At 69.9% G+C, this 19,943-nt stretch carries 17 protein-coding genes; 15 read left to right on the top strand and 2 right to left on the bottom strand.

The genetic code is table 11. From position 1 onward, the window contains the following. Positions 1-22: 22 nt before the first annotated feature. Entirely contained in the window at positions 23-1,471 is a 1,449-nt protein-coding gene (locus ACIQBL_RS34530) for a gamma-aminobutyraldehyde dehydrogenase (protein WP_401948989.1), read from the top strand. A gap of 84 nt (positions 1,472-1,555) precedes the next feature. Here ACIQBL_RS34530 and ACIQBL_RS34525 read toward each other — a convergent pair whose 3' ends face one another. Beyond that, positions 1,556-2,110, bottom strand: coding sequence for a hypothetical protein (locus tag ACIQBL_RS34525; RefSeq protein WP_401948987.1), 555 nt, complete (start codon positions 2,108-2,110; stop codon positions 1,556-1,558). Between the two features lie 121 nt (positions 2,111-2,231). Between ACIQBL_RS34525 and ACIQBL_RS34520 the strand changes: the two genes are divergently transcribed. The 6 genes from ACIQBL_RS34520 to ACIQBL_RS34495 all read left to right on the top strand — a co-directional run bounded on the left by ACIQBL_RS34520 (position 2,232) and on the right by ACIQBL_RS34495 (position 12,238). Next, a complete protein-coding gene (locus ACIQBL_RS34520; protein ID WP_401948984.1) occupies positions 2,232-2,888 on the top strand; it encodes a response regulator transcription factor in 657 nt (218 codons plus the stop codon). Then, the gene (locus ACIQBL_RS34515; RefSeq protein ID WP_401948982.1) at positions 2,885-4,114 is read left to right on the top strand and encodes a sensor histidine kinase; all 1,230 of its coding nucleotides are present in this window, start codon (positions 2,885-2,887) and stop codon (positions 4,112-4,114) included. Before ACIQBL_RS34520 ends, ACIQBL_RS34515 begins: the two co-directional genes overlap by 4 nt. Positions 4,115-4,223: 109 nt before the next feature. Next, a complete protein-coding gene (locus ACIQBL_RS34510; protein WP_401948979.1) occupies positions 4,224-5,414 on the top strand; it encodes a spermidine/putrescine ABC transporter substrate-binding protein in 1,191 nt (396 codons plus the stop codon). Positions 5,415-5,599: 185 nt separating this feature from the next. Then, on the top strand, positions 5,600-7,609 hold the full coding sequence (locus ACIQBL_RS34505; protein WP_401948976.1) for a glycosyltransferase family 2 protein: 2,010 nt from the start codon (positions 5,600-5,602) through the stop codon (positions 7,607-7,609). Positions 7,610-7,645: 36 nt separating this feature from the next. After that, positions 7,646-8,233: a dTDP-4-dehydrorhamnose 3,5-epimerase gene (gene rfbC, locus ACIQBL_RS34500; protein ID WP_401949616.1), complete on the top strand. Its 588-nt coding sequence runs from the start codon at positions 7,646-7,648 to the stop codon at positions 8,231-8,233. 444 nt (positions 8,234-8,677) lie between these two features. Next, positions 8,678-12,238, top strand: coding sequence for a choice-of-anchor D domain-containing protein (locus ACIQBL_RS34495; RefSeq protein WP_401948974.1), 3,561 nt, complete (start codon positions 8,678-8,680; stop codon positions 12,236-12,238). Between the two features lie 64 nt (positions 12,239-12,302). On the opposite strand, the gene ACIQBL_RS34490 is transcribed toward ACIQBL_RS34495, so the two are convergent. Continuing rightward, positions 12,303-12,755: a MarR family winged helix-turn-helix transcriptional regulator gene (locus ACIQBL_RS34490; RefSeq protein ID WP_401948971.1), complete on the bottom strand. Its 453-nt coding sequence runs from the start codon at positions 12,753-12,755 to the stop codon at positions 12,303-12,305. Positions 12,756-12,848: 93 nt separating this feature from the next. On the opposite strand from ACIQBL_RS34490, the gene ACIQBL_RS34485 reads away from it, so the two are divergent. The 8 genes from ACIQBL_RS34485 to ACIQBL_RS34450 all read left to right on the top strand — a co-directional run bounded on the left by ACIQBL_RS34485 (position 12,849) and on the right by ACIQBL_RS34450 (position 19,935). Further along, entirely contained in the window at positions 12,849-13,928 is a 1,080-nt protein-coding gene (locus ACIQBL_RS34485; RefSeq protein ID WP_401948969.1) for an ABC transporter permease, read from the top strand. A gap of 80 nt (positions 13,929-14,008) precedes the next feature. Continuing rightward, positions 14,009-15,448, top strand: coding sequence for a dihydrolipoyl dehydrogenase (lpdA, locus tag ACIQBL_RS34480; protein ID WP_401948966.1), 1,440 nt, complete (start codon positions 14,009-14,011; stop codon positions 15,446-15,448). 190 nt (positions 15,449-15,638) lie between these two features. Continuing rightward, the gene (locus tag ACIQBL_RS34475; protein WP_401948964.1) at positions 15,639-16,031 is read left to right on the top strand and encodes a sortase-dependent protein; all 393 of its coding nucleotides are present in this window, start codon (positions 15,639-15,641) and stop codon (positions 16,029-16,031) included. Next, a complete protein-coding gene (locus tag ACIQBL_RS34470; RefSeq protein WP_401948961.1) occupies positions 16,028-16,660 on the top strand; it encodes a class F sortase in 633 nt (210 codons plus the stop codon). The genes ACIQBL_RS34475 and ACIQBL_RS34470 overlap by 4 nt, the downstream gene beginning before the upstream one ends. A 125-nt stretch (positions 16,661-16,785) precedes the next feature. Further along, positions 16,786-17,277 (top strand): RNA polymerase sigma factor, encoded by a 492-nt coding sequence (locus tag ACIQBL_RS34465; RefSeq protein WP_401948958.1) that lies wholly within the window; start codon positions 16,786-16,788, stop codon positions 17,275-17,277. Beyond that, a complete protein-coding gene (locus ACIQBL_RS34460) occupies positions 17,261-17,791 on the top strand; it encodes a hypothetical protein (protein ID WP_401948956.1) in 531 nt (176 codons plus the stop codon). The genes ACIQBL_RS34465 and ACIQBL_RS34460 overlap by 17 nt, the downstream gene beginning before the upstream one ends. Before the next feature lie 11 nt (positions 17,792-17,802). After that, positions 17,803-18,228 carry a hypothetical protein gene (locus ACIQBL_RS34455; RefSeq protein WP_401948953.1) on the top strand — a complete coding sequence of 142 codons (426 nt, stop codon included), beginning with the start codon at positions 17,803-17,805 and terminating at the stop codon, positions 18,226-18,228. A gap of 414 nt (positions 18,229-18,642) precedes the next feature. After that, positions 18,643-19,935 carry an alginate lyase family protein gene (locus ACIQBL_RS34450; protein ID WP_401948950.1) on the top strand — a complete coding sequence of 431 codons (1,293 nt, stop codon included), beginning with the start codon at positions 18,643-18,645 and terminating at the stop codon, positions 19,933-19,935. Positions 19,936-19,943 lie beyond the last annotated feature (8 nt).

Here is a 19,943-nt window from a genome sequence, read left to right as displayed (position 1 = left end):
ACCTGAACTTGGAGGGCCGGCAGTGAGCACCGAGCTGCGTCGTCTGCGCAATTACATCGACGGTGAGTTCCGGGACGCCGCCGACGGACGGACCACCGAAGTGGTCAACCCGGCGACCGGCGAGGCGTACGCGACCGCGCCGCTGTCCGGGGCGGCGGACGTGGACGCCGCGATGGCCGCCGCCGCGGCGGCCTTCCCGGCCTGGCGGGACGAGACCCCGGCCAAGCGGCAGAAGTTCCTGCTCGACATCGCCACCGCGTTCGAGGAGCGGGCCGAGGAGCTGATCGCGGCCGAGGTGGAGAACACCGGCAAGCCGATCGGGCTCACCCGCTCCGAGGAAATCCCGCCGATGGTCGACCAGATCCGCTTCTTCGCGGGCGCCGCCCGGATGCTGGAGGGGCGCAGCGCGGGCGAGTACATGGAGGGGATGACCTCCATCATCCGGCGCGAGCCGATCGGCGTCTGCGCGCAGGTCGCGCCCTGGAACTACCCGATGATGATGGCGGTGTGGAAGTTCGCGCCGGCGCTCGCCGCGGGCAACACGGTCGTGCTGAAGCCGTCGGACACCACCCCGGCCTCCACCGTCCTGATCGCCGAGATCCTCGGCTCGATCCTCCCCAAGGGTGTCTTCAACGTCGTCACCGGCGACCGCGACACCGGCCGCCTGATGGTCGAGCACCACACCCCGGCGATGGCCTCCATCACCGGTTCGGTGCGGGCCGGCATGTCGGTCGCCGAGTCCGCGTCCAAGGACCTCAAGCGGGTCCACCTGGAGCTGGGCGGCAAGGCGCCGGTCGTCGTCTTCGAGGACCTCGACAGTGCGGCCATCGCCAAGGCCGTCGAGGACATCTCGGTCGCGGGGTTCTTCAACGCCGGGCAGGACTGTACGGCGGCGACGCGCGTGCTCGTGCAGGAGGGCATCCACGACGAGTTCGTGGCCGCGCTCGCCAAGGCCGCGGCCGAGACGAAGACCGGGCAGCCGGACGACGAGGACGTGCTGTACGGGCCGTTGAACAACGCGAACCAGCTGAAGCAGGTCACCGGCTTCATCGAGCGGCTGCCCGCGCACGCGAAGGTGGAGTCGGGCGGCCACCGGGTCGGTGAGGTCGGATACTTCTACGCGCCGACCGTCGTCTCCGGTCTCCAGCAGGACGACGAGATCATCCAGAACGAGGTCTTCGGACCGGTCATCACCGTCCAGTCCTTCACGGACGAGGCGCAGGCCGTCGAGTGGGCCAACGGCGTCGACTACGCCCTCGCGTCCTCGGTGTGGACGAAGGACCACGCGCGGGCGATGCGGATGTCGAAGGCGCTGGACTTCGGCTGCGTGTGGATCAACACGCACATCCCGCTGGTCGCGGAGATGCCGCACGGCGGGTTCAAGAAGTCGGGCTACGGCAAGGACCTCTCGGCGTACGGGTTCGAGGACTACACGCGGATCAAGCACGTGATGACGTCGCTGGAGGCGTAGGCCTCCGGCGGTCGGGCGGACATCTGCGCGGCCCCGGACGGGATCAACTCCCGTCCGGGGCCGCGGTGTTCCCCCTCCGGATGGTCAGGCTCGCTCGAAGGCTCGGGTGAGCGAGGGGAGTTCGGAGGTGCCCTTGCCGGGCTCGCCCGGCTTGCCGGGGGTCGGCAGCGGGGGCGGGCCGGCCGGGTTCGGGAAGGTGACGCCGGCCTTGCGCAGGATGGGCCCGCACGCCTCGACGGCCTTCTTGTAGCCGCCCGAAGTCGGGTCGAAGTCCCCTTTGCCGACCTTCACTTGAAGGCTGATGTGGCCCTTGGCGTCCTTGGCCGCGTGGAAGCCGGGGAAGACGGCCTGCCCCTGCTCCCGCATGCACGCGGCGAAGTCGCCGTTCGCGGTGTTGAGATCGCCCGGGGCGTTCGCGGTCGGGTGGTAGGCGACCGCGAAGGCCACCTGCCGGGGAGACGCGAAGTGTTCGCCACCCGTGCCCTTCGCGGTGGTCACGCCGGAGCCGGAGACAACGGTCGTACGGGGCTCCGCGGTTGTCGTGCCGTACGCCTGCGCCGCCGTCGTGCCGAGCGCGGCGGCCGACAGGACGGCGATCCCGAGGGCGAGCCGCTGGGGCCTGGTCGCGAGTGGACGCATCTGTTCCTCCTGCTGTGTGCGGGTGTCGCTGGACGGGATCCACACAACCGCCCGGACGGTTACAGCGACGGAACGGCCGCCCTTATACCCGTGTAACCGCCCGCCCGTCACACTGACGGCCATGCGTGTGCTGGTGGTCGAGGACCACGAAGAACTCGCCGAGACCGTGGCGGCGGGACTGCGCCGCGAGGGCATGGCGGTCGACCTCGCGTTCGACGGCCCTACGGCCCTGGAGCGCGCGGAGATCAACGGCTACGACGTCGTCGTGCTCGACCGTGATCTGCCCGGTGTCCACGGCGACCAGGTGTGCCGGACGCTCGCCGCCGGGGGAAGCCGGGCGCGGGTGCTGATGCTCACCGCGTCCGGGACGGTCGCCGACCGGGTCGCGGGGCTCGGGCTCGGCGCCGACGACTATCTGCCCAAGCCGTTCGCGTTCACCGAACTCGTCGCCCGCATCAGGGCGTTGGCGCGTCGTACGCAGCCCGCGCTGCCGCCGGTCCTGGTGCGCGGCGAACTCCGGCTCGACCCGGCCCGCCGGGAAGCCACCCGGGCCGGCTGCCAACTGCCGCTCAGCCCCAAGGAGTTCGCCGTACTCGAACTCCTTCTCGGCGCGCAGGGGACGGTCGTGTCCACCGAGGAACTCCTGGAGCGGGCATGGGACGAGGCCGCCGATCCCTTCAGCCAGACAGTGAAGGTCACCGTCAGCAGACTGCGCCGCAAGCTGGGGGAACCGCCGTTGGTCGAGACGGTGGACCGGGCCGGGTACCGCATCCGATGAGGGCATGGGTCCTGCGACGGCTGCACGGGCCGCGCACCGTCCGTTGGCGCCTCACCCTTCTCTACGGCGCGCTGTTCGTGGGGGCCGGCGCGCTCCTGCTGACCTTCGTCTACCTGCTCGCGCAGACCACCGGGGGTGTGTCCGCCAGGTCCGGGGCGAGCACCCGACTGGTCGGCGGCGTGCCCGCCGTGAGCGCGCCGACGCTCACCGCCGTCGCCGAGGCCGCCCGCAGCGACCAGTTGCACCAACTGGTCGTCTACGCCGTCATCGCGCTCGCCGTGATGACCGTGGCCTCGCTCGCGCTGGGCTGGCTGATGGCCGGCCGGGTGCTGTCGCCGCTGCGCACGATGACCGCCTCGGCCCGTCGGATCTCCGCCGACAATCTGCACGCACGGCTCGCGGTGCCCGGTCCCGACGACGAGCTGAAGGCGATGGCGGACACCTTCGACGCCGTACTGGCGCGGCTGGAGGGCGCGTTCGAGGCACAGAAGCAGTTCGTCGCGAACGCCTCGCACGAACTGCGCACCCCGCTCACCCTCCAGCAGACCATCGTGGACGTCGCTCTCGCCGATCCGGACGCCTCCGTGCGGGCGCTGCGTGCGGCGCTGGCGCGGGTGCGGGTGCGGGCGGCCGGGCAGGAGCAGGAGCGGCTGATCGAGGCGCTGTTGACGTTGGCGCGCAGCCAACGGGGGCTGAAGGTGCGGGAGTCCGTCGATCTCGCGGCGGTCGTGCGGGACCGGCTGCCCGCCGCGGATCTCCTTGAGGCGGACCTGCGTGTCGAGGCCCGGCTCGAATCCGCTCCCGTGCACGGTGATCCGCAGCTCATCGAGCGGCTGGTGGTCAACCTGACCGACAACGCCGTACGGCACAACCTCCCGTCGGGGGAGGGGAGTTGGGTGAGTGTGTGGACGGGGCTCGACGCGCTGGGCCGGCCCGGGTTGCGGATCGAGAACAGTGGGCCGGTGATTCCGGCGGACCAGGCGGCGGGACTCTTCGAGCCGTTCCGGCGGCTGGGCGCGGAGCGGGTCCGTAGCCGGGAGGGGCTCGGCCTCGGCATGTCCGTCGTGGCGGCGGTCGTAGCGGCGCACGGGGGTCGGGTGCGGGCGCGGACACGTCCCCGGGGCGGGCTGGTGGTGGAGGTGAGCCTGCCGGGGTATGTGCCGGTGACCGTTCCGGTGCCGACGCCCGCGGCGACCGGGGTCTCGCATCGCGCACCCGCCGTGTGAACAGGCGGTTACCTCACAGCCGACCGATCGACAAGGTGTCTGGTCCGCAGGAACCCGCTCGACGCAGCGTCCATTGATCGGACAGGGGCGGGCGGGTCATGCTGCGCGGGTGCCCCGGACTCCGAAGTCGTTCCCGCCCTCCCGCCGTTCCCTGCTGCGCGCACTCGGCTCCGCCGCCGCGCTCGGCGCGCTCGCCGGGTGCGGTGTGCCCGCCGCGTATGTGAAGGCGGGGGACCGGTCCGGTGCCGATCTGTCCGCCACGGACAAGCGGCTGACCTGGGCGAACTGGCCGTTGTACATCGACACCGATGACAATGACCAGACGAAGCGGCCCACGCTGGACGCCTTCGGGAAGCGCACCGGGATCTCCGTCGACTACATCGAGGAGATCAACGACAACGACGAGTTCTTCGGCAAGATCAGCCCGGCCCTCATGAACCACCAGCAGACCGGCCGCGACCTGATCGTCATGAGTGACTGGATGTGCGCGCGGTTCGTCCGCCTCGGCTGGGTCCAGCGGATGGACCGGGCCAAGCAGCCCAACGTGGCGAAGTACCTCGACCCGCAGCTCGGCTCGCCCGCGTTCGACCCGGGCCGCCGGTACACGGTGCCGTGGCAGTCGGGCATCACCGGTATCGCGTACAACCGCCGCAAGCTCGGCCGCGAGATCCGCCGGGTCTCCGACCTGTGGGCCAGTGACCTCAAGGGCCGGGTGACCCTGCTCTCCGGGCTGGACGAGTCGTTTGCGCTGCTGATGCAGGGCAACGGCGTCGACATCACCCAGTGGACCGCTGCGGACTTCCACAAGGTGTGCGACCAGGTGCGGACGCAGCTCGGCAGAAAGCAGATCCGCCGCTTCACCGGCAACGACTACACCAAGGACCTGGTCAGCGGCGACGTCCTGGCCTGCCAGGCCTACTCCGGCGACGTCATCCAGCTCCAGGCCGACAACCCGGACATCCGCTTCGTCGTCCCCGAGGAGGGCGCCGAACTCTGGGCGGACTCCCTGATGATCCCCGACCTGGCCCGCCACAAGACCAACGCGGAACGCCTGATCGACTACTACTACGACCCCGAGGTCGCCGCCGAACTCGCCGCCTGGGTCAACTACGTCTGCCCCGTCCCCGCCGCCCAGGCCGTCCTCGCGTCCGCCAAGGACAAGGACACCGCGGCCCTCGCCGAGAACCCCCTGATCTTCCCGGACACGACGATGCGCAAGCGTCTCGCGATCGCGCGGGACATCACGTCGACGGAGCGGGTGGAGTTCGCGAAGGAGTGGAACAAGATCGTGGGGTTGTAGGGGGACGACGCGCGATCCTCGGACTTCGGCGCCGGCGTGTGCCCGAGCCGCCGGAGGGAACGAGAGACTTCAGCTGTGACTGTGGTGGGTCCGCCACCCGCTAGCCTTAATCGAACGTCTACCGAGCGGTGACATGCGCCGGGTCCTGACGAATGACTCCCAGCAGCTGAGGCGGAACAAGACACATGCCCATCAAGGTGAGCGTGGTGATCCCGGTCTACAACCCGGGCGAGTACATCGAGGACTGCATCGCCTCTCTTCTGCGTCAGAGCCTGCCGGACCACGAGTACGAAGCGATCTTCGTGAACGACGGTTCCACCGACGGCACTCCCGCGCGCCTGGACCGGCTGGCCGCCGAGCACGCGAACATGCACGTCATCCATCAGGAGGCGTCCGGCTGGTCCGGCAAGCCCCGCAACGCGGGCATCGCGGCAGCCAAGGGGGAGTTCATCCAGTTCGTGGACAACGACGACTGGCTGGGCGACGAAGCTCTCGAACGCATGTACAACTACGGCGTGGAGAACAGGGCCGACGTCATCGTGGGCAAGATGGTCGGCAAGGGCCGTGGCGTCCCCCGCGAACTGTTCCGCAAGAACCGTCCGCACGCCAATGTCGACAACGCCCCGCTGATCGACAGCCTCACCCCCCACAAGATGTTCCGCAAGGAGTTCCTCGACCGGCACAACCTCCGCTACATGGAGGGGCGCCGGCGTCTTGAGGACCACGTCTTCGTCACCGAGGCGTACCTGCGGGCCGAGAACGTCGCGGTGCTCAGCGACTACCTGTGCTACTACCACATCAAGCGGGACGACGCCTCCAACGCGGGTTTCCAGCGCTTCGACCCGGTCGGCTACTTCAAGAACCTCCGCGAGGCCCTGGACGTCGTCGAGGAACTCACCGAGCCCGGCCCGCTGCGGGACAAGCTCTTCCGGCGCTGGCTGCGCAACGAGATGGTCGAGCGCATGCGCGGACAGCGCCTGCTGAAGCTGCCGGAGGACTACCGCCGGGAGCTGTTCGACGAGATCCACAAGGTGGTCGTCGAGCGCTTCGGCCCGGGAGTCGCCGCAGGTCTTCCGCCCGCGCAGCAGATCGTCGCCGCGCTGATCACCGCCGGCCGGTTCGCCGACATCGAGGAATTCGCCCGCTGGGAGTCCGGGATCAAGGCCTCCGGCACCCTGGACAGCCTCACCTGGGACACGGGCGTGCTGACCGTGGGCTTCACCGCCACCCTCACCTCCGGCGGCGAGCCGCTCACCTTCCGCAACGACGGCAAGAAGGACCTGCTGGTCCCGCCGTTGTCGCAGGACAGCATGGAGGCCGTCGCGAAGCTGGGCGCGGACACCTCCGCACCGCTGGGCAAGTCGAGGGCGGATCTCGTCCTGCGTGAGCGCACCTCCGGCGCGGAGTTCTTCCAGCCGGTCGAGCTCACCCGGGAGAAGGTCGCCGTGAAGGGGCAGGAGGGACACTTCCGGCAGGTGCTGCGGGCCGGCTCGCGGGTGGACCCGTCGTCGGCGGCCAACGGCGCCGGACTCGACGCCGGTATCTGGGACGTCCTTGTCCGCATCAGCTCCTGCGGGTGGTCCAAGGAGACCCGCCTCGGCGCCGTCCGCGGCGAGGCGGCCGGGCGCGGGCGCGGCGGCGCGGTTGTCGGCTCCCCGGCCCACCTGGTCCTGCCGTACTGGACCGACCCGCACGGCAACCTCTCACTCGACGTCGACCAGCGGACCGACCGGCTCCCGTACGAGTTCGCCCGTCTCGTCCCCGCCGACGTCACCGTGACGACGGACCCCGGCCGCCTCGTCGTCGTCCTGCCGTTCCACGTCCAGGACGGGAGTTCGGCAGCTCTGAAGCTGACGGACGTCGCGAGCGGTCGTGAGGTCGCCCTCCCCGCCACGCTGACCGCCCGCGTGACCGGCGACGCCGACCTGAGTGCCGACCTCCCGCTCGACGAGTTGACGGACGGCCAGTGGCGACTGGAGCTGACTCCGCCCTCGGCCGGAGCCGGCAAGCCGGTGGCCCTCCCGCTGGCCCTCGATGTCGCCGCGAGCGGAGGTGTCGTCGTCAAACGTCTCACTGCCGTTGCGGCCGACCTGGCAGCCAAGGATCCCGGACGGCGCCGCCCTGCCTCCCGCCCCACGGCGTCGACGATCCTGCGCCGAGCCGCGGGCAAGGTCCGTCGGGCCCTGAAGAAGTGACCGAACCCCGCGAGCAAGGACCAACACGTGTGACCACTGGGCATTGAGGGCGCTTGGGTGCTGGAGCCCAAGGTCTTCCCGGACGACCGCGGCGGTTTCCACGAGTGGTTCCGCGGCGCCGGGTTCCGCGAGGCGACCGGCCAGGACCTCAACCTCGCGCAGGCCAACTGCTCCGTCTCCAAGCGGGGCACCCTGCGCGGCATCCACTTCGCCGATGTTCCGCCGAGCCAGGCCAAGTACGTCAAGTGTGTACGCGGTGCGGTCATCGACGTCATCGTCGACATCCGCGTCGGCTCTCCGACGTACAAGCAGTGGGAGGCAGTCCGGCTCGACGACCTGACCCACCACGCCGTCTACCTGTCGGAGGGCCTCGGCCACGCCTTCTTCGCCCTGACGGACGACGCGACGGTGGTCTACCTCTGTTCCGAGGGATACGCGCCCGGGCGCGAGCACGGTATCCACCCGCTGGACCCGGACCTCGCCATCGCGTGGCCGGCCGGCGTCGAACCGCTGCTGTCCCCGAAGGACGAGCAGGCGCCGACGCTCGCCGACGCGGAAGCCCGGGGCCTGCTCCCCGCGTACGAGGATTGCGTCGCCTACCGCAGGACGCTCCGCGGCGAGTGACTGCCGGACATGTCCAGGACGGGCCCTTCCGTGGAAACACGCACGATGTCCGAGCGGCTGAGCCGTCCTCGTGTGCCGATCGAGGGCCGGTGAATGACCTGTTCCGGTTCCTGTGGCGGATGCTACCTGGGCTGTTCGTTGCCCCGCTATCTGCTAATTGCGTAATTCTGCAATAATCTTGCGCATATTTGCGTGAATCATTGCCCCGCTCTGCGAAGGGGCATCAGATGCCGTCCCGTCCTTCGTGGCCGACGTGCTGCACCTGTCGGGCGCTTCCGGCACGCATCTCGCCGACGCCGTCCTGTGTGCGGTTCCCGGGATCTTGCAGGTGTCATTTTTATTTGTTGCAAAGCTCTGTCTAGTTATTGCGTGATCATGCCGCCGATATTACGGTCCCCCTTGCATCGCTACCTTTCCGGTGTTTGGTTACGTAAGGAGTGGTCAATGTTCCATTCCGTCCGAGAACTGAGACGAGCCCTCGTCTGGGCGGTCAGCGCCGCGCTGCTGGCCGTCGTAGGCGTCTTCGCTCTGGCCGCCGCACCCGCCTGGGCGGCGTCCACCGCCACCGGCGGCAGCGGCGCGAGCCTGCCGTACGTCGAGGTGCAGGCGGAGAACTCCGCCACCAACGGCACGAACATCGGCCCGAGTTACACCCAGGGCCAGCTCGCCGACGAGGCGTCGTACCGCAAGGCGACGACACTTCAGGGCACCGGTCAGTACGTCACGTTCACCACGCCGGTGGCGACCAACTCGATCGACTTCCGGTACAGCATCCCCGACACCTCGGGCGGCTCGGTCTACACCGCCGCGCTGTCGCTGTACGTGAACGGCGTCAAGCAGCCCGACTTCACCCTGACCAACGCCTACAGCTGGTACTACGGCAGCTACCCCTTCACCAACACGCCCGGCAGCAACCCGCACCACTTCTACGACGAGGCCCACCGTCTGTTCTCCACCACCTATCCGGCGGGAACGACCTTCAAGTTGCAGGTCGATTCGGGCGACACCGCGTCCTCGTACACGATCGACTTCGCCGACTTCGAGCAGGTCGGCGCCGCCCTGACCGCCCCCTCGGGCTCCGTGTCGGTGACCGGCAAGGGCGCCGACGCCACGGGCGTGGCCGACGCGACCAGCGCGTTCAACGCCGCGATCAGCTCGGCGGGCCCCGGCGGCATCGTGTGGATCCCGCCGGGCACCTTCAACATCCCCGGCCACATCAGCGTCAACAACGTCACGATCGCCGGCGCCGGCATGTGGTACTCGACCGTCACCGGCACGGCCCCCGGCTTCTACGGCAACTCCGCGCCCAACGCGAGCACCGGCGTCCGCCTCCAGAACTTCGCGGTCTTCGGCAATGTGCAGGACCGCGACGACAGCGCCCAGGTCAACGGCATCGGCGGCGCGCTGAGCGACTCGACCGTCGCCAACCTGTGGATCGACCACCTGAAGGTCGGCGCCTGGATGGACGGGCCGATGGACGGCCTGACGTTCACCGGCATGCGCATCCGTGACACCACCGCCGACGGCGTCAACTTCCACGGCGGCGTCACCCACTCGAAGGTGACCGACAGCGACATCCGCAACACCGGCGACGACGGCGTCGCCACCTGGGCGGACTCCGCCATCGGAGCCGACGCCAACGACACGATCTCCAACAACACCGTGTCGCTACAGATCCTGGCCAACGGCATCGCGATCTACGGCGGCCACGACAACACCGTCAGCGGCAACCGCGTGGTGGACACCGGGCTCGCCCAGGGCGGCGGCATCCACGTGGGGCAGCGCTTCACGTCGACGCCGGTCGGCACCACCACGATCTCCGGCAACACCATGATCCGGGACGGCAGCCTCGACCCCAACTGGCAGTTCGGGGTGGGCGCGTTGTGGTTCGACGGCAGCCAGGGCGCGATCACCGGCCCCATCGACGTGACCAACGCGCTGATCCAGCAGAGTCCCTACGAAGCCGTCCAGTGGGTCGAGGGCACCATCAGCGGCGTCAACCTCAGCAACGTGACCATCGCCGGCACCGGCACCTTCGCCCTCCAGGAACAGACCGGCGGCGCCGCCACGTTCACCGACGTCACGGCCACCGGCGTCGGTTACTCGTCCCCGGTGTACAACTGCTCGGGCGGCAACTTCGTCGTCACCGACGGCGGCGGCAACTCCGGCATCAACGGCACGCCGTACTGCGGTGGTTGGCCTGCTCCGGTCTACCCGCCCTACCCGCCGGAGGGCGTGACGGCCACCCCCGGCGCGCTCAACTTCGGTTCCGTGGCGACCGGTTCGACGAGCGCCGCGCAGACCGTGACGGTCTCCAACCCGACCGGCAGCGCCGTGTCCGTCTCGTCGGTCTCCACCAGCGGCGACTACTCGCAGACCAACACGTGCGGTTCGTCGATCGCGGCGAACGGCTCCTGCACCGTCAGCGTGAGGTTCGCGCCGACGGCGACCGGCAGCCGTAGCGGATCCCTGACTGTCAACGCGGGCGGGATCACCAACACGGTCAGCCTCTCCGGGACCGGCACCGCGCCGGGACCGGTGCTGAACACCGATCCGGGGAGCCTGTCCTTCCCTGCCACGGTGGTCGGCTCGTCGGCCACCGCGCAGACGGTGACGGTGACCAACTCCGGTACCACGTCGGCGAACATCTCGGGCGTCGCGGCGACCGGTGACTTCAGCCAGACCAACAACTGCTCCACCCTCGCGGTCGGCGCGTCCTGCACGGTGAACGTCGGGTTCAAGCCCACGGCGGGCGGATCCCGCACCGGCAGCCTGACCGTCACCGGCAACGCCAACAACAGCCCGACCACCGTCTCCCTGACCGGCACCGGTATCGACAGCACCACGAACATCGCCGCCGGGCGTCCCGCGTCGGCGAGTTCGAGCACCAGCCCGTACGTCGCCTCGAACCTCACCGACACGGACGCGTCGACGTACTGGGAGGGCACGGACGGTTCGTTCCCGCAGTGGGCCCAGGTCGACCTCGGCCAGAACTACGGCGTCGGCAGGGTCGTGCTCAGACTCCCGCCGGCGACGGCGTGGTCGACCCGCACACAGACCCTGTCGGTGCAGGGCTCCACGGACGGCTCCAGCTTCTCCACGATCAAGGCGTCGGCCGGGTACACCTTCGACCCGAGCGCCAACAACAACACGGTGACCATCACGTTCAGTTCCGCCACGGCGCGATACGTGCGGGTGAACATCACCGCCAACACCGGCTGGGACGCTGCCCAGTTGTCGGACTTCGAGGTGTTCCCCGGTGACGGCGGCTCCTCACCGGCGACCCTGTCGGCGAGCCCGACCTCGCTGACGTATCCCACCCAGGCGCTCAACACCGCCGGCAGCGCGCAGACGGTCACGGTGACCAACACCGGGACCGCCGCCGCGACCGTCTCCGGCATCACCGTCACGGGCGACTTCGCGCAGACCAACACGTGCGGTTCGTCGATCGCGGCGAACGCCTCCTGCACGGTGGCCGTCACCTTCACACCCACCGCGTCCGGCACCCGCACCGGTGATCTCAGCATCGCCGGCAACGCGTCGAACGGCACGACCACGGTCGCGCTGACCGGCACCGGCGCCGGCACGGTGAGCAGGAACCTGGTGGCGGGCGCGGCCACCACCGAGTCCAGCCACACCGACGTCTACCCGTCGTCCAACGTGACGGACGGCAACCAGGGCACCTACTGGGAGAGCGCCAACAACGCCCTCCCGCAGTGGGTCCAGGTCGACCTCGGTTCCGCGCAGAGCGCGAGCCGCGTCGTCCTCCAACTCCCCGCCACCTGGGGCGCCCGCGACCAGACGCTGACCCTCTCGGGCAGTACCGACGGCGCGAGCTTCACCACCCTCAAGTCGTCGGCGACGTACACCTTCGACCCCACCACCAACAACACGGTCACCCTCACGTTCACCGCGACCACCCAGCGGTACCTCCGGGTGAACATCACCGCGAACACCGGCTGGCCCGCCGGCCAGATCTCCGAGTTCCAGGTCTGGAGCACCTGAACCGACCTGACCCGACGGTGCCGCCGGGCGCGGGCGCGTTCGGCGGCACCGGCCACCGAGACTCTCAGGGCTTGTCGCCGCCCTCCACGGCCGAGGGGTTCAGCGACACCAGCAGCTTCAGCAGCAGCGCGTGCGTCTGCTCCTGTTCCGCCGGTGTCAGTGCCTGGAGTGCCTCGGCGTGGGCGGCGTCCACCGTCTCCGCGGCCTCGGCCGCGAGCCGTACGCCGGCCTCCGTGGCGTGCAGGCGTTGGGTGCGGCGGTCGCCGGGGGTGGTACGGCGCTCCAGCATCCCGCGCTCGACCAGTCCGTTGACCGCGGTGCCCATGGACTGCGGGGTGATCGCCGCCCGGCGTGCGGCGGTCGCGCTGGAGACCCCCGGGTCGAGGACGGCCTGCATCAGGGCCCGGTGCTGGGCGAGGGTCAGCCGGAGCGGGCGCAGGGCGCGCTCCATCCGGGCCGCCATGATCTGGCCGATCTGCCAGGCCACATAGCCGGTACGGCGGTCGGGGTGGTTCACGGAGTGGACCTCTTCTGCGGAGAGCTTTTTGTAAGGCAGCTGATTGTGATGTACAAATAATATCAGTTGCCTTCTAATCTAGGACCGCGCCCGATGTCCGAACAAGTCACCACCGAAGCCACCCAAGCCGCCGAAGCCACGCACGCTCCCCGACAGCCGCACCAGCACGCCCTGGACGTGGCCCATCCGCCGCCCGGCCCCGGAAACCTGCGTGCCGTCCTGCTCCCCGTGGCGGTCGTCCTGCTGATCGGCGCCATGTTCGTCAGCGTCTACCTCGCCGCCTTCCACGCCCCGCGCCCGCACCAGCTCCGCGTCGGCACCACGGAGACAGGCACGACACAGATCCACCTGACCCAGGACCTGGAGCGGATCGTCCCCGGCGGCTTCACCGTGGAGACCTACCCCGACGAGTCCGCCGCCCGGGACGCCGTACAGGACAGGACCGTCTACGCGGCCTACCTCGGCGACGGAAAACTGCTCTACGGCAGCGCCAACGGAGCCGCCGTCACCGCGACCGTGACCACCGCCTTCGGTACCGTGGCCCACGCGGAGCGGCACGAACTCGCCGTCGAGGACGTGGCCCCGGCGGCGGCGGGGGACACCCGAGGTCTCTCCGTCTTCTACGCCGCCTTCGGCCTGGTCCTCGCCGGTTACCTCTTCGGCATGACGACCTACCAGCTCGCGCCCCGGCTCCAGTACCGCTGGCGGATGGCCAGCCTGGCCCTGTTCGGAGCCGTCGGCGGTCTCCTGATCGCCACCATCGCCGGCAGTACGGGCTTCGGCGCGCTGCCCGGCTCCTTCGTACCCCTCGTCGTGGTGATCGCGCTGATGGGCGCCGCCGTCGGCGGCACGACCATGGTGCTGCTCCGGCTGTTCGGCTCGGCCGGTGTCATCCTCGCCTCCATCCTCATGCTGATCCTCGGCAACAGCAGCAGCGGCGGCATCATGCCGGCCGCCTATCTGCCCGGCTGGCTGCGCCCGCTCTCCGAGATCCTGCCGGTCGGCGTCGGCGTCCGCGCGATGCAGGGCCTGTCCCGGTTCCAGGACGACGGCCTCGTCCGCGCCCTGGTGATCCTCCCGGTGTGGGTGCTCGGCGCGGCCCTGGTGCTCTACCTCAAGGACGTGTACCGGCGCGGGGCGGCGCCGTCCGCCACGGACGAGAGGTTCGCCTGATCGTCGACGGGCGCGGCATCCTGGACACCGAAGAGGATCTCCACGAGACCATGGGCCTCCCCGTGGGAAAGGATCTTTCGATGGACCAGCAGGACGCGCGGGACACGCAGGACTCACAGGGCGAGCGGTTCGATGTCGTCGTACTCGGCGCGGGCCCCGGCGGCTATGTCGCCGCCATCCGCGCCGCCCAACTCGGCAAGCGGGTCGCGGTCGTCGAGGAGAAGTACTGGGGCGGCGTCTGTCTCAACGTGGGCTGCATCCCGACCAAGGCCCTGTTGCGGAACGCCGAGTTGGCGCACATCTTCACCCGCGAGGCGAAGACCTTCGGCATCAGGGTCGAGGGGGAGGTCTCCTTCGACTACGGCGAGGCGTTCCGCCGTAGCCGCCGGGTCGCGGACGGCCGGGTCAAGGGCGTCCACTATCTGATGAAGAAGAACAGGATCACGGAGATCGACGGCCGAGGCACGTTCCTCGACCCGCACACGCTCCAAGTGGCGGGCTACGAGGGCGAGTCGCGCACGATCCGCTTCGACGACTGCATCATCGCGACCGGCGCCACCCCCAGGCTGCTGCCCGGCACCAAGCGCAGCGCGCGCGTCGTGACGTACGAGGAGCAGATCCTCGCCGACGACCTGCCGCGGTCGATCGTGATCGCGGGCGCCGGCGCCATCGGCATCGAGTTCGCGTATGTGCTGCACAACTACGGTGTGAAGGTCACGATCGTCGAGTTCCTGGACCGTGTGGCCCCCCTTGAGGACGCCGAGGTCTCCGCCGAACTCGCCAAGCAGTACCGCAAGTTGGGCATCGACGTCCTCACCTCCACCCGCGTCGAGTCGATCGACGAGTCCGGCCCGCAGGTCCGCGTCACCGTCACCGGCAAGGACGGCACCCAGCAAGTGCTGGAGGCCGACAAGGTGTTGCAGGCGATCGGCTTCGCCCCGAACGTCACCGGTTTCGGCCTGGAGAACACGGGCGTACGGGTCACCGAGCGCGGCGCGATCGACGTCGACGGCCGCTGCCGCACCTCCGTCCCGCACCTGTACGCCATCGGCGACGTCACCGCCAAGCTGATGCTCGCGCACGCCGCCGAGGCGATGGGTGTGATCGCCGCCGAGACCCTCGCGGACGCGGAGACCATGGAGCTGGACTACGCGATGATCCCGCGCGCCACGTACTGCCAGCCGCAGATCGCCAGCTTCGGCTACACCGAGGCGCAGGCACGGGAGTTGGGCCACGACATCAAGGTGGCGAAGTTCCCGTTCACCGCGAACGGCAAGTCGCACGGCCTCGGCGACACCACCGGTTTCGTGAAGCTGATCAGCGACACCAAGTACGGCGAACTGCTCGGCGGCCACCTCATCGGCCCCGACGTCACCGAACTCCTCCCCGAACTCACCCTCGCCCAGCAGTGGGACCTCACCGTCCACGAGGTCGCCCGCAACGTGCACGCCCACCCGACCCTGGGCGAGGCGGTGAAGGAGGCGGTGCACGGCCTGGCCGGACACATGATCAACATGTGAACCGGCGCCCGACGCGCGACCCGACCCGCGGCCCAACCCACCGTCGAACTCACCGCCCGAAAACTTTGCCTGCTCTTTACAACCCGCCCTCCCGCTGCCTCGTCTCTCCGCTCGATCCGTAACCCGCCCCGCCGCCGGACCCGTCCAATGGACACGGACCGGCGGGGCGGCCGACGAGAGAGAGCGATTCATGCGCCGAACTGTCCTCAGCGCCATGGCACTTGCGTGCGGCGCCGTCCTGGCGAGCACCGTGCCCGCGTTCGCGACGGGGGCCTCCGCGTCCCCGACCCGCGCCCCCTCCGCCTCGCCTTCCGCGGCGCCGACCGCCACCAGGGCCCCGAGCCCGGTCCCCAGCGCCACCGCCGACACCCGGGGCGCGAGCGCCGCGCCCTCCGCCGAACCGACCGTGGCGCCGAGCCAGGTCGGCACCGTCCCCAGCGGCGCCCCGGACACCGGTGTCGTGCCGGTGTCGAAGTCGTCGAACGACCTGACGACCGGGCTGGCCGGCGGGGGAGCCGCCGCGCTGCTCGTCGGCGGCGGCGCCTTCGTCGTCGTACGGCGTCGGAGGGCGACCGGGGCATGACCTCGCTCTCCAGGCGCGCCTTCGTCACCGCGGCGACGGCGACACTGCTCGCCGGCTGCGGCGGCGGCAACGGGACCACCCCGGCCGCGAACACGGCTTCCCAGCAAGGGAGTTCGACACCTTCCGGGCAGCCTTCCACGCAGACCGGCGCCAAGAAGGCGCACGCCCTCGCGCGTTCCGTCCCGGTCACCCTGCGCGTCCCGGCCATCGGGGTCGACACCCCGGTCATGAAGCTCGGGCTGGCCGCGGACGGCACCGTGCAGGTGCCGCCGATCACGGCGCACGACCGGGCGGGCTGGTACCGGCACTCGCCGACACCCGGCCAGACCGGGCCGTCGGTGATCCTCGGGCATGTGACCGTGGGCGCGTACGGGGACGGGGTCTTCCGCCACCTCGCGCGGCTGCGCAAGGGGGACCGGATCGAGGCGGGCCTGGAGAACGGCACGACGGCCACGTTCACCGTCACCGCCGTACGGACGGTCGCCAAGGCCGACTTCCCGACGGACGAGGTGTACGGGAACGTGAACCGGCCCGAACTGCGGCTCATCACCTGCGGCGGAACCCGTACCGGTACGGGCTACCTCGACAACGTGATCGTCTTCGCGGCGCTCACCGCGGCGATCTCCTGAGCCGGTCCTGAGCACCGCCTGAGTACCTTCTGAGTCCGGGCCGAGGGAACGTACGCCGTCGGCCCGGACTCTTCCCCCACGAGCGCCGCACCGGCGCACGCACCACGTCACGACCATGGAGAGCGTTGAAACGGTCCCGCGAGAGGGCAGCGTCCGAACTGTTCGCCGCCGTCTACCCGCGCCTCGCCGGCTGGTGCCGCCGTCTCGTCGACGACGACGAGACGGCCCACGAGATCGCCTCCGAGGCGTTCACCCGGCTCTGGGCCCGCTGGACGAAGGTGGCGGAACCCCGCGGTTTCCTCTACGTCACCGCGGCCAACCTCGTCCGGGACCACTGGCGCAAACTGGAGCGCGAACGCCGGGCCGTGCGCCGCGTCACCACCGAGGAGGCGCTGCGCCCGCCGACCGAACAGACCGACCCGTCCGTACGGCTCCTCGTGCAGTCGCTGCCCGAACGGCTGCGCGTCCCAATCCTCCTGCACTACTACGCTGACATGCCGATCCACGAGGTGTCCGTGCTGACCGGGCGCAAGGAAGGAACCGTCAAGGCCGACCTCCACGCGGCCCGCGAACTGCTCCGCGCCCATCTGAGGAGAAGCCTTGACCACACACTTTGACGAGGGGGAGGAGAGCCCGTACATGGACCCCGACGACCCCCTCACGGTCATCCTGCGCCCCTCCTCCGCCGAGTACCTCGGCCCGCCCCCCGGCCGCTACGAGTCGATCCGCCGCGGCGCGAACCGCCGCCGCCTGCTCCGCGCGGCGGCCGGCGCCGGCGCGACCTGCGCGGTACTCGTCCTCGCCGCCCTCCCGTCCCGCCTGGCCCACCACGATTCCCCTACGACCCCCACGGTCCCGCTGGCCCCACCCCCGGCGAGCAGCAGCCCTACGCCCCCGCCCAGCCGGTCGGCGTCCACGGCACCGAGCCCCAGCCCGAGCTCCCCCGAAGGCTCCCGGGACCCGAGCGCCACGGCCGTCCCCACCATGGAACCCTCCAGGCCCCCGTCGGCATCGGCATCGGCATCGAGATCGGCGTCGACGTCGTCAACAGGCTCACTCTCCGCCTCCACCCCTTCCTCGCCGACCGCCCGCTCCATCGCTCCGTCGCCGGTACAGACACGCGTGCAGTAAGAGCCGCCCTCTTGAAGGGCATCCGCGCCTGGCTGGTCCTGTTCGTCGTCTGCCTGGTGCTCAGCGGTGCCACGGCGTTCCCGCTGGTCCACGAACTCCGCTGGACCGAGGACGTGTTGAGGTCCCTCGACACGGCCGACACCGACTACCCCTTCCTCCTCCACGGCACGGACCGGCCGGCCTTCGCGCACCTCGTCATCGCGGTCGCCTTCTACGGCCCCTGCCGCGACCCGGTCCGCAACATCTGGGTCGTCGAGTTCGGGATGATCCGCGGGATCCCCTTCTGGTGGACGGTGATCGACATGTCGTTCGGGGTCATCGGAATCGTGCCGCTGTACGTCGTCCGGAAAAAGATCAAGCGCCTGGAAGCGGCACTGGCGCTCGCGTCGACTCCGGTCCCTTCGCCACCGTCGACGCCACGACCTGCCGAGGCCTGAGCAACTGCCGTACGGAGACGGGCTCGAAGGCCTCGCGAACGCGGGTGCGGCCAGCGGGCCGGCCGCGAGTGCGAGGACGAGGGAGGTGGTGAGGGTGGTGGTGCGGCGGCGGGGGCGCATCGGCTGTTCCTGGGATCTCCGGTGGCTGTCGGTGATCGGCCTCGTCCTCCGCGGCCGTAGGCGGATCGTCGGCGAGGAGGGCACCCACCCCTGGTGCGGACCGGGCCAACTGCCCTGCGGTGCAAGGGGTTTGCCGGGGATACCCTCTATGGGATCCAACCCGGCGACGCACCAGGTGTCGCACTCGGCGCAGCACTTGGCGCAGCACTTGGCGTCGCAAAAACTGTTATCGCGGAAGTCTTCACTCCGTCTCCCTCTGCGTCCCCAGTCTCCTCACGCACCGGAGCCACCCACATGGCCACCAGCGCACGCCGGCCCACCAACAGGCACCGCCTCACCCGCCGGGGCCTCTTCACCCTCGGCGGCGGAGTCGTGGCGGCGGGAGTAGTGGGCGGCGGGATCGCCGCGTTCTCCGGCGGAGGGGCCGACGCCGCGCAGACCGGCACAGCCACAGGCACAGCCATAGGCACCGCGACCGCGAGGCCGAAGGCCCTGGCACACCCGGGCATGCTGCACAACGCCGGCGACCTGCACCGCGCCAAGGTCCGTGTCGCCGCGCGCAAGGACCCCTGGCTGAAGGGCTGGACGCGGCTCACCGGCAACCCCCACTCGTCCAGCACGTGGCAGCCCCGCCCGCAGGCCGTGGTCGTCCGTGGCGGCGGTGACAACTACCGCACCCTCTACAACGACATCCACGCCGCCTACCAGAACGCCCTGCGCTGGAAGATCGCCGGCACGAAGGCCAACGGCGACACCGCCGTCGCCATCCTCAACGCCTGGTCGGCCACCCTCACTTCGGTCAACGGCAACGCCGACCGCTTCCTGGCCGCGGGCATCTACGGCTACCAGTTCGCGAACGCCGCCGAACTCGTCCGCGACCACCCGCACTTCGAGTCCGCCCGCTTCAAGAAGATGCTGCGCACCGTCTTCAAGCCGATGAACATCGACTTCCTCACCCGCCACAACACCGCCAACATCACCAATTACTGGGCGAACTGGGACCTGTGCAACGTCGCCTCCCTCATGGCGACCGGCATCCTGTGCGACGACCGCGCCACCTTCCAGCGCGCGGTCACCTACATGAAGTCCGGCGCGGGAAACGGTTCGTTCCGGCACGCCATCCCCTTCGTCTACGGCGGCCAGGAACTCGCCCAGTGGCAGGAGAGCGGCCGGGACCAGGGCCACACCATGATGGGCATCGGCCTCATGGGCGCGATCTGCGAGATGGCCTGGAACCAGGGCGTCGACCTCTACGGCTACCTCGACAACCGGTTCATGAAGGCCGCCGAGTACGTCGCCAAGTACAACCTCGGCGCGGCCGTGCCCTTCACGACGTACGCCTGGCGCAGCGGCCAGGGCAACGGCCGGTACATGGAACAGCCTGTGATCTCCGACATAGCCAGGGGTGCCGTTCGCCCGGTCTGGGAGATTCTGCACAATCATTACGCCCGCCGCCGACGCCTGAACACGCCGTTCATCACCCTCATGGCTGAGAAGGTGCGTGCGGAGGGCGGTGGCGGCGACTACGGGCCGAACAGCGGCGGCTACGACCAACTGGGCTTCGGGACGCTGCTGTACAGCAAGTGACGTCGGGC

The organism is Streptomyces sp. NPDC088350 (genome assembly GCF_044753545.1).
In the GTDB taxonomy this organism is placed as follows: domain Bacteria; phylum Actinomycetota; class Actinomycetes; order Streptomycetales; family Streptomycetaceae; genus Streptomyces.
This window is presented reverse-complemented; position numbering and strand designations above follow the sequence as displayed.

Bases quoted from the DNA above. Each gene is read 5' to 3' on its own strand.
- ACIQBL_RS34495 (WP_401948974.1), top strand. From the start codon at position 8,678: ATGTTCCATTCCGTCCGAGAACTGAGACGAGCCCTCGTCTGGGCGGTC.
- ACIQBL_RS34515 (WP_401948982.1), top strand. From the start codon at position 2,885: ATGAGGGCATGGGTCCTGCGACGGCTGCACGGGCCGCGCACCGTCCGT.
- ACIQBL_RS34520 (WP_401948984.1), top strand. From the start codon at position 2,232: ATGCGTGTGCTGGTGGTCGAGGACCACGAAGAACTCGCCGAGACCGTG.
- ACIQBL_RS34485 (WP_401948969.1), top strand. From the start codon at position 12,849: ATGTCCGAACAAGTCACCACCGAAGCCACCCAAGCCGCCGAAGCCACG.
- ACIQBL_RS34475 (WP_401948964.1), top strand. From the start codon at position 15,639: ATGCGCCGAACTGTCCTCAGCGCCATGGCACTTGCGTGCGGCGCCGTC.
- lpdA (WP_401948966.1), top strand. From the start codon at position 14,009: ATGGACCAGCAGGACGCGCGGGACACGCAGGACTCACAGGGCGAGCGG.
- ACIQBL_RS34450 (WP_401948950.1), top strand. From the start codon at position 18,643: ATGGCCACCAGCGCACGCCGGCCCACCAACAGGCACCGCCTCACCCGC.
- ACIQBL_RS34505 (WP_401948976.1), top strand. From the start codon at position 5,600: ATGCCCATCAAGGTGAGCGTGGTGATCCCGGTCTACAACCCGGGCGAG.
- ACIQBL_RS34525 (WP_401948987.1), bottom strand. From the start codon at position 2,110: ATGCGTCCACTCGCGACCAGGCCCCAGCGGCTCGCCCTCGGGATCGCC.
- ACIQBL_RS34470 (WP_401948961.1), top strand. From the start codon at position 16,028: ATGACCTCGCTCTCCAGGCGCGCCTTCGTCACCGCGGCGACGGCGACA.